Source organism: Duganella sp. GW821-FHT01E12, from assembly GCF_059422325.1.
The window spans coordinates 352,067-363,906 of record NZ_JBWKWR010000001.1 but is presented as its reverse complement, the minus strand read 5'-3'; the positions used below and the strand labels follow the sequence as shown (position 1 = coordinate 363,906).

Here is an 11,840-nt window from a genome sequence, read left to right as displayed (position 1 = left end):
GGCGCACCTAGGGCAGAGCTCGTGTCCGAATGTCAGACTTGACCCCAGTGTTGGTTTTTGAATTAGCCGCGCAGCGATTCTTCCAGCAGCTTGTGCAGCGCCGGGAAGTCCGGCTCGCCCAGGTAGCGCTTGAGGATCTTGCCGTCCTTGCCGATCACGAAGGTGGTCGGCGTCATCGCCACGTTGCCGTAGGCCTTGGCGGCCGAACCGTCGGTGTCGAGCGCGACCTTGAACGGCAGCTGGCGCGTCTCGGCGTAGTTCAGCACGTAGTTGGGCGGATCGTAGCTCATCGCCACGGCGACGAACTCCAGCCCCTGTCCCTTGAACTTGTTGTAGGTCTCGACCATCTTCGGCATCTCGCCCACGCAGGTGGTGCACGAGGTGGCCCAGAAGTTGACCATCACCACCTTGCCGCGCAGGCTCTCCGGCGATATCTTGTCGCCCTTGATGCTCAGGAAGGTCACCTCGGGCGCGGCCTGGCGCTGGTTCAGCGACAGGTAGCCGCCAAAGCCGGCCGCGGCGATGACCACGGCGGCCAGCACCGGCTTGATCCAGCCGGGGGAAGTTTTCGTCTCTTGCATGATGGGCTCGGACTAGGTATGGAATGGGGCCATTATAGACCCCATCCGGATTACGAGTTGCCGGCCGGCTTGGCGGGCTGGAAGCTCTTCCACTCTTCCTCGGTGATGTACTCGAACACCTTGACCACCTTGTTCACGCCGCTCACGCCGCGCGCCACGTCGGCGCCGATCTGGCCTTCGCGCTGGGTCACGCGGCCCTGCAGGTAGACCACGCCGCGCTCGGTCACCACCTGGTAGGAGTTGGCCGAGATGTCCTTCATGTCGACCAGGCTGGCCTTGACCTTGGTGGTGATCAGCGCGTCGTTCGAGCGCGAGGTGTAGCTGGACGGGCCGGCGATCTCCAGCTCGTTGATCACCGACACCACGCCTTCGATGCCGCGCAGTTCGCGCTCGGCGGTGGCCTTCATGGCCTCGTCGCGCACTTCGCCGGTCAGCAGCGCCCGGCGGTTGAAACTGTTGATGTTGATATGACCCGCGTCGCCGACCACGTTGTTGAGCTTGATGCCGCCCTTGACTTCGATCGCCCGGTCTTCCGTCTGCGCACCCAGGGTGCGGCGGTCGGTCGCGGCCAGCGTTCCGGAAATGGCGCCGCCCGCGACCAGCGCGACGCAGCCCGACAGCGAGGCCAGCATGGCGCCACACAGCACGCTCATGGCCAACGGCCGCTGTACTTTTTTCCAGATATCGCCGGGATTAGTCATTCACATCTCCTCCGAATAGCGCGACGTCGATGCCGTCGCAAATGCAGTGTATGGTCACCAGATGGACTTCCTGGATGCGGGCGGTGCGGTCGGCCGGCACGCAGATGTGCACGTCGGCGTCGGTCAGCATCTTGCCGATGGCGCCGCCGCCCTTGCCGGTCATCGCCACCACGCGCATTTCGCGCTCCAGCGCGGCCTCGATCGCGGCCATCACGTTGGCCGAGTTGCCCGAGGTCGAGAACGCCAGCAGGATGTCGCCGGCCTGGCCGAACGCCTGCACCTGCTTGGAGAAGATTTCGCGGTAGCTGTAGTCGTTGGCCACCGCCGTCAGGATCGAGGTGTCTGTGGTCAGCGCCATGGCCGGCAGCGGGAAGCGTTCGCGCTCGAAGCGCCCCACCAGCTCAGCCGCGAAGTGCTGGGCGTCGGCGGCCGAGCCGCCGTTGCCGCACACCAGAATCTTATTGCCGTTGGACAACGCCGAGAACATCAGCTCGACCGCTTGCGCGATGTGCGGAGCGAGGACGGTGGCGGACTGGATTTTGAGTTCGGCACTTTCGTGGAAGTGCGAGAGTATGCGTTGATTATTCATAGTGTGCTGATTATAGTGCAGCCGCTCAACGAGCCGGACAAGCGCTGTTAAAAATGCTTACATTTCCAGCGTATTTTGTATCCATGACAACTTTTCGCCGTCGATGGCGACCAGGTCGAAGCGGCAAGGCGGCAGGCTGCGGTAGCGCTGCAGGTAGAACTGGGCCGCGTGGATCAGCCGCCGCTGCTTGGCCGGCGTGACGCTGGCGGCCGCCCCGCCGTAGCGGCTGCCCGCCCGCCGCCGCACCTCGACGAACACCAGGTGCCCGCCGTGCCGCATGATCAGGTCGATCTCGCCGGCCTTGCACAGGAAGTTGCGCTCGACCAGCACCAGCCCGGCCGCGCTCAGGTGGGCCAGCGCCCGGTCCTCGCCGAGCCGGCCCAGGCGCTGCTGTTCGGTGCGCGGCATGGCGGCCTCACGGCGTGACCGGCCGCGCCGCGCCGTTCTGGTACACGGCCGGCTGCTCGGCGCGCTCGAAGCTGGCCGCGCCGTCGCCGAAGTCCACGCTCAGCCGGCCGGTGACGCCGTCCAGCTGGAAGCGCCCCACCGGATGGCGGCCGATCTCGCGCGCCACGCGGTAGGCGTCGATGCCCAGCGCGTACAGGCGCTCGATGTCGGCGCTGTTCGATTGCAGCGGATGCGGGTAGACCATCACCGCCGGATGGTCGCGCTGCAGCTGCCACGGCAGGTCCAGCAGGCGCACGCCGTCCAGTTCCTGGGTCGGGCTGTTGCTGCCGCTGCCCGGGTTCAGCGCCGAGGTGCCGTAGATCGGCAGGCCGCGCAGCGATGGCGCCGGCGTGGCGGCCGGCGGCGGCGGCAGCGCGTCGGCGGTGCTGAAGATGGGATTGGTCGGCTCGGTGCTGTAGCCGTCGCCGAGGGCGCCGCGCAGCTGGCGGGTCTGGTCGGCGCTCATGGCCGAGAACAGCAGGCCGGGCGGATCGTCGCGCAGGCGGGCGCGCAGCTGCACCAGTTCCGGATCGCTGAGGTAGCCGTCGGGCGCGCTCAGCTCCACCATTTTGGACGGCAGGCCGTGGCGCTGCCACTGCGCGGCGAAGGCGGCCGCCACGCGCCGCTGCCAGGGCGTGCCGGTGCTTAAAATCAGGGCAGTGCTGCCGGGCAGGTCGGCGGCGGCCCACTGGGCGGCCTGGCGCGCCTCCTCCTCGATCGACAGTCCCATGGCCAGCATCTGCGGCGGCAGGGGCGCGGCGCCCGGCAGGCCGTGGCCGTCCGGATAGTTCAGCGCGACGGTCGGCTTTTGCACCAGCGGACTGGCGGCGATGGCCGCCACGGCCGAGCGCGCCAGCGGGCCGACGATGAGGTCGTCCTGCTGCTGGGCGCGGGCGTAGCTGGCCAGCACGTCCTGCGGCACGTCGCCGGTTTCGATCACGTCCACGGTGATGTTGTCGCGGTCGCGCTCCCACGCCGCCAGGAAGCCGGCCCGCACCGACGACGCGGCCAGGCCCAGCGTCTCGGAACGCAGCGGCAGCAGCAGCGCCATGCGGATCGGCGCGGCGGACCCCAGCGCGGGCGCCTCGGCCATGCGCACCGGGCCCTGGTCGGCGCTGACGGTCAGGCCGGCGCCGGCACGCGGCGGCGCGGCCGGAGCCATGCCCGGCAGCGTGACGGCGAAGACTTCGGCGGGCGGCGGCGCCGGTTCAGGCGGAGGCTTGGGCAGCGGCGCGGGTGCCGGCGGCGGCAGCGCGGCGGGCGCGACACTTGTATTTGACGAGCCGGGCGCGCACAATCCTCCGGGCGCATTGCAGAACGGCGTGCTGCACGCGCTCACCAGCGCCGCGACCGTACACAGCAGCGACAACTTCACACTATTCATCCTACCCCCACAATGACCGCACAAGAATCCAGCTCCATCGCCACCCTGCCCGTGATGGGCGAAACGGCGCACCAGACCTATCCTAGCGCAACCTTGTACGTCGTGGCGACCCCGATCGGCAATGTGACGGATATCAGCCTGCGGGCGCTGCACGTCTTGAGCCTGGTCAACGCCGTGGCCTGCGAGGACACCCGCAACACGGCCCAGCTGATGACCCGCTTCGGCTTGCACAAGCCGCTGATCGCGGCCCACCAGCACAACGAGCGCGAAGTGGCCGACACGCTGATCGCGCGCCTGCAGGCCGGCGAGCGCATCGCGCTGGTGTCGGACGCGGGCACGCCGGCCGTGTCCGATCCGGGCGCGCGCATCGTCGACGCGGTGCGGGCGGCGGGCCTGCGCGTGCTGCCGCTGCCGGGCGCGTCGGCGGCGGTGACGGCGCTGTCGGCCAGCGGGCTGGTGAACGATCAGTTCTACTTTGTCGGCTTCTTGCCGGCCAAGGCCAAGCAGCGCGAGAACTTCCTCGCCACCTTGCGCGCGGTCACGGCCACGATGGTGTTCTACGAGGCGCCGCACCGCATCCTCGACTGCGCCACGGCGCTGGCGGCGGTGTTCGAGCCGGAGCGCCAGGTGGTGTTCGCGCGCGAGCTGACCAAGATGTTCGAGGAAATCCACCGCTGCCCGCTGTCCGAGGCGGAGGCCTGGATCAAGGCCGACGCGCACCGCGAGAAGGGCGAGTTCGTCGTGCTGCTGGCCGGCGCGCCGGCCGCCGAGGACGAGCAGGACGTGGAGGCCGAACGCATCCTCAAGATTCTGCTGACCGAGTGCTCGGTCAAGCAGGCTGCCAACCTGGCGGCGCAGATCACCGGCCGCAAGAAGAACGCGCTGTACGACCGTGCCCTGCAGCTCAAGGGCGGCGAATAATCAAAACTTGCAGCCGCTGTCTTTCTTGTCCAGCAGCCAGATGAGCGGCGCCAGCAGGCCGCCGCCGCCCTTCCGGCAGTCGGGCCGGGTGGCGCCCTGGATGTCGTGCCCCAGCTTGGATTCGCGTTGCTCGGGATACAGCGGATGATCGTCCAGCTGCGCCACCGGCAGGCCGGCGCGCGCCGGATCCTTGGCGTTGGCTTCCTTGCGGGCGGTTTTCAGCGCCGCGTTCATGTCGAATTTCTTCGGTTGCAGCTCCGGGTGCAGCGGATCGGGCACGGCGGCCGGCGCCGGCAGCGTGATCGCCTGTGCCGTCACGGCCGCCGGCGCCTCGGCTTTGGCCGGCTCCGGCGATGCCGGGTTGGCGCGCTTGGCCAGCTGCGGCCGTTCGCGCTTGCGCGGCTGGGCCGGCTCAGGTTTCGGCGCGGGCGGCGGCTCCACCTTGGCGACGATGGGCTTGGGCGGCTCGGCCGGCCGCAGCCACACGGTCATGGCCTTGGCCGGCTGCGTCGGTTCCGGCGCGGTGGGCGCCGCCAGCCGGTAGCCGAAGATCAGCGCCGCGTGCAGCACCAGCGAAACGGCGATGCCCGCGACTATCCCCGGCCGCCGCATCGGGGCGGGCTGGAATTGGGTCAGGATCGCGCTCATGGCTTTTTAGATAATTTATTCACACCGCCATAATCTCACATTGAAAAAAAATCGCCATAGTACATACTGATTTCATAGTGACACTTGACGGATACCGGAGCAGCTTGTATTATCTTGCTTCTTCGGAGTGTGGCGCAGCCCGGTAGCGCACCTGGTTTGGGACCAGGGGGTCCAAGGTTCGAATCCTTGTACTCCGACCAGTTTCAGAAAAAAAGACTCAAGAGTTTCGGCTCTTGGGTCTTTTTTTTATCCCGCACGGTTCAACGAGCTATACGAATTGATCATAGATTCGATTGAATACGCAATTGGTTGGCAAGCAAGCTCTTACGTAATATGAAATGAGCGCGGGCAAAACGCGCAAATAAAAAAACTACGGAGAGACCATGCAACCGACTACGCTCAACTGGCACATCGCCTGCTAGCTCGCCGCATCGCGCGAGCGCCTGCTATCCACAATCAGAGCTACACGCCGCACCAGGCAGGCATTCGCACATTCATTCATTCCTAATACTAAGAGCACGGAGACACAATGAAAATGAATACATCCAAGACAGTCATAGCAGCCGTCATCGCCGAGATGCTGATGATGGCGGGCGCGTCGGCGCAAACGTCCGGCGAGGCCAAGCCCATCGACACCGGCGCGACCGTGGTGGTCAGCGGCATCCGCGCCTCGCTGTCGTCGTCGCTGACCACCAAGCGCCTGCAGGACGGCGTGGTCGATGCTGTGTCTGCCGAGGATGCCGGCAAGTTCCCGGACACGAACATCGCCGAATCGCTGCAGCGCGTCACCGGCGTGCAGATCCAGCGCAACAACGGCGAAGGCCGCTACATCTCCGTGCGCGGCCTGGGGCCGGAATTCAACAACGTGCTGGTCAACGGCCGCACCATGACCAGCGACACCGGCGGCCGCGAGTTCTCCTTCGACCTGCTGTCGTCCGACCTGATCTCGAAAGCGCTGGTGTACAAGACCTCGCAGGCCTTCCTGCCTGAAGGCGGCATCGGCTCGACGGTGGACATCCAGACCGCGCGCCCGCTGTCGGGCAAGCTGGGCCACACGTCGGTGGTCAACGTGTCGGACTCCTACGACACCAACTCCAAGAAGAACACGCCCAACCTCAGCGGCATGTATTCGTTCGCCAACGAGAACCGCACCTTCGGCGTGACCGGCTCGCTCTCCTACACCGACCGCGCCTCCAAGCAGAACAAGGCCGTCAACGACGCCTGGAACTACCGCGACGTCTCGATGATCAACGGCGACCTCAACTCCAAAGGGTTGACGATGGCCGACGTGACCACCAAAAAGCTCTACATGCCGCAGAGCTATGGCTTCCAGCAGGAGAACGAAAGCCGCAAGCGCCTGGTGGGCAATCTGACGGTGCAATACAACCCGTCGCCGACCTGGAAGCTGACGGCCGACGCGCTGTACTCGCGCCTCGACCAGAAGAACGATGTGATCGCGTTCAGCGACTGGAACAATCCCCAGCAGCTCGGCATCAAGACCGACGCCAACAACCAGGTCATCAGCTTCCTGCGTCCCGGCTCGATCTTCTACGCCAACAACCCGGCGATCGCCGGCGCCGGCAAGCTGCTGGGCGAGGCCAACTCGAACGACATGATCGTCAAGGGCGGCGACCGCCTGTCCACCACCCAGGCGTTCGGCCTGAACTCCAAATGGGCGCTGGCGCCGGAGTTGAAACTGGAGGGCGACATCTCCAGCTCGCGCACCACCTCCAAGTCGCCGAACATGTGGATCGTGGCCGGCATGGTGCCGAAGAACGGCGACGTGCTGACCTTCGGCAGCACCCCCGGCCTGGTGTTCGGCGACGGCATCGCCGACCCGACCGCGGTGCGCGCGCACGCCGTCTCGTACGGCGACATCCGCAACCTGGACGACCTGCAGGAAGGCCGCTTCAGCCTCGCGTGGAACCACGAGATGGGCTACTTCAAGGGCATCGACTCCGGCATGGCCTACTCGCAGCGCAACGTCGAACGCACGCAGTGGAACAACGACGCCTGGAACGCCTTCAGCGGCTACCACGTCTCCTTGCCATCGTCGCTGTTCACGGTCACGCCGATGGACAACTTCCTGGGCAACGGCGCGCAGATCCCGAGCGCGTATCTGCGCTTCAGCCCCTACGCCTACATGGACTACCTGAACCAGCCGTCGCTGCTGGCGCAATCGAACGACCCGGCGCTGTATCTGGACAAGAGCAAGTACCCGAACGGCCCGATGGCGATCGACTACACCAAGCCTGACATGTGGGGCGTGAAGGAGAAGGTGTCGAGCTTCTTCCTGGATTCGAAGTGGGAAGGCGAAGGCTGGTCGGCCAACGCCGGCATGCGCGTGGTGCACGTGAACTCGGCGTCGACCGGCATCAGCCGCGTGCTGCTGTCGGCGACCAAGAGCCCCAACGACACCACCTACATCCTGAACTGGGGGCCGACCGCGGTCAACACCGTCAGCAACAGCTACAACAGCTTCCTGCCGTCGGCCAACCTGAAGATCGATCTGACGGCCGACATGATGCTGCGCCTGGCCGCGTCGAAGACCGAGACCCGTCCTACCTTGAACCAGATGGGCGTCAGCAATTCCTACGGCGGCCGCTTCGGCGACGTGCAGACCGGCGGCGGCAATCCCTACCTGAAGCCTATGCAGTCGAAGAACTACGACCTGTCGTATGAATGGTATCTGTCGAAGACCAACTACGTCAGCGCCGCCATCTTCCGCAAGGACGTCTCCAACTTCCTGGAGACCAAAATGGTGGACATGAAGATTCCGCAGTACGATGAAGTGGTCCACGACACCCGCGTGCGCAACGGACAACAGGGCAAGATCAAGGGCGTGGAACTGGCCGGCCAGTACGCCTTCGACAACAGCATCTCGTGGCTGAAGGGCTTCGGCGTCGCCGCCAACTACACCTACGTGGACGCCAGCGCGACCCGCGAGTCCGACGCCAGCGCGCCGGCTTGCGGCTACCCTGGCCTGTCGCCGCAGTCGTACAACGGCTCGGTGTTCTACGAGAACGACAAGTTCATGGCACGCGTGAGCTACAACTGGCGCAACCACTTCTCCGTCGATTGCGGCGGTGGCAGCACCCTGCCGCGCAACCGCGCTGCCTACGGCCAGACCGACGCCAGCCTGCGCTACAATCTGACGCCGAAGATGGCGCTGTACGCGGACTTCATCAACCTGGCCAACTCGCGGATGCACGAATATGCCAACAACGAATCGCAGTTCCTCACCCTGGAAGATGTCGGCCGCCGCGCCAACGTTGGCCTGCGAGTGGCGTTCTAAATGATGCGAGCGAATCTTCCTCGCCGCCGCCTGCTGCAAGGCGCCGCCGCCGTCGCCGGTGGCGCCCTGTTGCCGATCCACGCCGGCGCGCAAGCGGCGCCGCGCTTCGCGGTCGGCGCCAGCGACTTCCTCATCGACGGCAAACCATTCCAGATCCGCTGCGGCGAGATGCACTTCGCCCGCGTGCCGCGCGAGTACTGGGGCCACCGCCTGAAGGCCATCAAGGCGATGGGTCTGAACACGGTGTGCGCCTACCTGTTCTGGAACTATCACGAATGGCGCGAAGGGAAGTTCGACTGGAGCGGCCAGCGCGATGCGGTGGAGTTCTGCCGTCTCGCGCAGCAGGAAGGGCTGTGGGTGATCCTGCGTCCCGGCCCTTACGCCTGCGCCGAGTGGGAGATGGGCGGCCTGCCGTGGTGGCTGTTGAAGAAGAATCCGGGCGATGCCTTCCTGCGCACGCGCGATCCGGCCTTTATCGATCCGGCGCGGCGCTACCTGAATGAAGTCGGCCGCGTGCTCGGGGCCATGCAGGTGACGCAAGGCGGGCCGATTTTGATGGTGCAGGTGGAGAACGAATACGGCTTCTTCGGCGAAGACCTGGACTACATGCGCGTGCTGCGCCAGGCCCTGCTCGACGCCCGGTTCGACGTGCCGCTGTTCCAGTGTAATCCGACCAACGCGGTGGCCAAGACTCATTTGGCGGGCATGCTCTCGGTGGCCAACTTCGGCAGCGATCCGGCCAGCGGCTTCAAGGCGCTGGCGGCGGTGCAGCAGGCGCCGTTGATGTGCGGCGAATACTACTCCGGCTGGTTCGACACCTGGGGCAATCCGCACCGCCGTGGCGACAACACCTCCGCCGTCATCGACATCCAGGCCATGCTGAAGGCGAACGGCTCGTTCAGCCTTTACATGGCGCACGGCGGCACCACCTTCGGCCTGTGGGGCGGCTGCGACCGTCCCTTCCGTCCGGACACCACCAGCTACGACTACGACGCGCCGATCAGCGAAGCCGGTTGGATGGGCGCCAAGTTCAACGCCTACCGCGAGGGCATGCGTCCCTTCCTGGCGGCGGGCGAGGTGCTGCCCGACGCGCCGGCGCGCAATCCCGTGATGCGCATCGATGCCTTTGCGCTGAGCGAGTCGGCGCCGGTGCTGGCCAACCTGCCGCCGCGCGCGATCAAGGCCGTGTCGCCGGAGCCGATCGAGCAGTACGACATCAGCCGCGGCCTGATAGTCTATCGTGTGCAGCTGCCGGCCGGTCCCGCGGGCTTGCTGGCCGCAGCCAAGGTGCGCGACCTGGCCTGGGTGTACATCGACGGCAAGCAGGTGGGAACGCTGGACACGCGCCACCGCCGCTTCTCGGTCGCCGTGCCGGCGCGCAGCAAGCCCGTGACGGTGGAGATCCTGCTGTACACCATCGCGCGGGTCAACTTCGGTCTGGAAGTCCACGACCGCAAAGGCCTGCATGGCCCGGTGACGTTCACCCCCAAGGACGGTGCGGCGCAGGCGCTGGAGAACTGGGAAATCCGCGCCATCGATTTCGACGCCGACGGCGTGCTGCCGCCGCTGTCGTTCAAGCGCGGACGTACGAAAGGCCCGGCCTTCTGGCGCGGCGGCTTCGAGGCGGGCCGGCAGGCCGACACCTTCCTCGACATGTCGAGCTGGGGACAGGGCATCGTGTGGATCAACGGCCGATGCCTGGGCCGCTACTGGAGCATCGGCCCGACGCAGACCATGTACCTGCCCGGCCCGTGGATCAAAAAGGGCCGCAACGAAATCGTGGTGCTGGACCTGACCGGCCCGCGCAGCGCCCGCATCGCCGGCCTGACGGAACCGATACTCGACCAGCTCAATCCGGAGCTGGACCTGGCGCGTCCACCGAGCACGGTCAGGCCGGCGCTGGAAGGCGTGACGCCGGCGCATGCTGGCGAATTCGCGGCCGGCGGCGCGACGCAGGATGTGATGTTCGCCGCTCCGGTCAGGGGCCGCCAGTTCTGCCTTGAATCGCTGGGCGCCTTCGACGGCAAGCAGTTCGCGGCGGTGGCCGAGATTTCACTGCTGGGCAAGGACGGCAAGACGATCAACCAGCAGTCGTGGACGATCGCCTACGCCAGCAGCGAGGAGTTGAAGAAGGAGGACGGCTCGGCGCTCAACGCCATCAACGGGCAGGCGTCGGACCACTGGCACACGGCGTTTGCCGGCGGCGCCGGCCACCCGCACCAGCTGATCATCGACCTGGGTCAGCAGGTGGAGGTGGCGGGCGTGCGCTACATGCCGCGCCAGGGGCCCGACACCGTCACCGGGCGAATCAAGCAGTACCGCATGTACGTCGCGGACAAGCTGGTACGCGAGTGACGTAAGGTTAGCCGGCGCGCTTGGCGGCGATGGCGTTGCCGGCGCGGCTGGCGCCTTTGCGGCCCAGGAACTGCGAGATGAACTGGCCGGCGTCGACCACGATATCGAGGTCGATGCCGGTTTCAATTCCCAAGCCCTGCATCATGTACAGCACATCCTCGGTGGCCACGTTGCCGGTGGCGCCCTTCGCATACGGACAGCCGCCCAGCCCCGACACCGACGAGTGGTAAATCGAGATGCCCAGTTCCAGGCTGGCGTAGATGTTGGCCAGCGCCTGTCCATACGTGTCGTGGAAGTGGCCGGACAAGCCATCCAGGCGGAAGGCGCGGATCGCCGTCTCCATCACCGCCTGCGTCTTGCGCGGCGTGGCCACGCCGATGGTGTCGGCGATGTCGATCTCGTCGCAGCCCAGGTCGCGCATGCGGCCCACCACGTCGGCCACCGCGTCCAGCGGCACCTCGCCCTGGTACGGACAGCCGAACGAGCAGCTGATGCTGCCGCGCAGCCGCAGGCCGTTGTCCTTGGCCGCCTTGGCCACGCCTTCAAAGCGCGCGATCGATTCGGCGATCGAGCAGTTGATGTTCTTTTGCGAGAACGCCTCCGAGGCCGAACCGAAGATCACCACCTCGTCCGCCTTGGCCGCCAGCGCCGCTTCGAAGCCCTGCATGTTCGGCGTCAGCGCCGAGTAGATCACGCCCGGCTTGCGCGTGATCGCGGCCATCACCTCTTTGCTGGTGGCCATCTGCGGCACCCACTTCGGCGACACGAACGACGCCGCCTCGATGTTCTGGAAACCGGCGCTGGTCAGCCGGTTCACCAGCTCGATCTTCACTTCGGCGGGCACGCTTTCCTTTTCGTTCTGCAGGCCGTCGCGCGGGCCGACTTCGACGATCTTTACCTGTTTCGGCAAACTGCTCAT

General features: G+C 66.2%; 10 protein-coding genes and 1 tRNA gene. 4 read left to right on the top strand and 7 right to left on the bottom strand.

What is annotated here, in order from left to right:
- Nucleotides 1-62: 62 nt before the first annotated feature.
- Genes AC07WS_RS01395 through AC07WS_RS01375 form a run of 5 tightly spaced genes read right to left on the bottom strand, consistent with a single transcriptional unit; the run spans nucleotide 63 to nucleotide 3,702 of the window.
- A complete protein-coding gene (locus AC07WS_RS01395) occupies nucleotides 63-581 on the bottom strand; it encodes a peroxiredoxin family protein (RefSeq protein ID WP_494727369.1) in 519 nt (172 codons plus the stop codon).
- 50 nt (nucleotides 582-631) lie between these two features.
- Complete coding sequence (locus tag AC07WS_RS01390) at nucleotides 632-1,282, bottom strand: BON domain-containing protein (RefSeq protein WP_494727368.1); 651 nt, start codon at nucleotides 1,280-1,282, stop codon at nucleotides 632-634.
- Nucleotides 1,275-1,871 carry a phosphoheptose isomerase gene (locus AC07WS_RS01385; RefSeq protein WP_494727367.1) on the bottom strand — a complete coding sequence of 199 codons (597 nt, stop codon included), beginning with the start codon at nucleotides 1,869-1,871 and terminating at the stop codon, nucleotides 1,275-1,277. The genes AC07WS_RS01390 and AC07WS_RS01385 overlap by 8 nt, the downstream gene beginning before the upstream one ends.
- 57 nt (nucleotides 1,872-1,928) lie before the next feature.
- A complete protein-coding gene (locus AC07WS_RS01380; RefSeq protein WP_494727366.1) occupies nucleotides 1,929-2,279 on the bottom strand; it encodes a YraN family protein in 351 nt (116 codons plus the stop codon).
- A 7-nt stretch (nucleotides 2,280-2,286) separates the two neighbouring features.
- On the bottom strand, nucleotides 2,287-3,702 hold the full coding sequence (locus AC07WS_RS01375; protein ID WP_494727365.1) for a penicillin-binding protein activator: 1,416 nt from the start codon (nucleotides 3,700-3,702) through the stop codon (nucleotides 2,287-2,289).
- 12 nt (nucleotides 3,703-3,714) lie between these two features.
- Between AC07WS_RS01375 and rsmI the strand changes: the two genes are divergently transcribed.
- Nucleotides 3,715-4,623, top strand: coding sequence for a 16S rRNA (cytidine(1402)-2'-O)-methyltransferase (rsmI, locus tag AC07WS_RS01370; RefSeq protein ID WP_494727364.1), 909 nt, complete (start codon nucleotides 3,715-3,717; stop codon nucleotides 4,621-4,623).
- Here rsmI and AC07WS_RS01365 read toward each other — a convergent pair whose 3' ends face one another.
- Nucleotides 4,624-5,271, bottom strand: coding sequence for a hypothetical protein (locus AC07WS_RS01365; protein WP_494727363.1), 648 nt, complete (start codon nucleotides 5,269-5,271; stop codon nucleotides 4,624-4,626).
- A gap of 123 nt (nucleotides 5,272-5,394) precedes the next feature.
- Between AC07WS_RS01365 and AC07WS_RS01360 the strand changes: the two genes are divergently transcribed.
- From AC07WS_RS01360 to AC07WS_RS01350, 3 genes are all read left to right on the top strand, one after another.
- Nucleotides 5,395-5,471: transfer RNA gene (locus AC07WS_RS01360), tRNA-Pro, on the top strand.
- A gap of 329 nt (nucleotides 5,472-5,800) precedes the next feature.
- Nucleotides 5,801-8,566, top strand: coding sequence for a TonB-dependent receptor (locus tag AC07WS_RS01355; protein ID WP_494727362.1), 2,766 nt, complete (start codon nucleotides 5,801-5,803; stop codon nucleotides 8,564-8,566).
- Nucleotides 8,567-10,921 carry a beta-galactosidase gene (locus AC07WS_RS01350; protein WP_494727361.1) on the top strand — a complete coding sequence of 785 codons (2,355 nt, stop codon included), beginning with the start codon at nucleotides 8,567-8,569 and terminating at the stop codon, nucleotides 10,919-10,921.
- A 7-nt stretch (nucleotides 10,922-10,928) separates the two neighbouring features.
- Here AC07WS_RS01350 and AC07WS_RS01345 read toward each other — a convergent pair whose 3' ends face one another.
- On the bottom strand, nucleotides 10,929-11,840 hold the full coding sequence (locus AC07WS_RS01345; protein ID WP_494727360.1) for a hydroxymethylglutaryl-CoA lyase: 912 nt from the start codon (nucleotides 11,838-11,840) through the stop codon (nucleotides 10,929-10,931).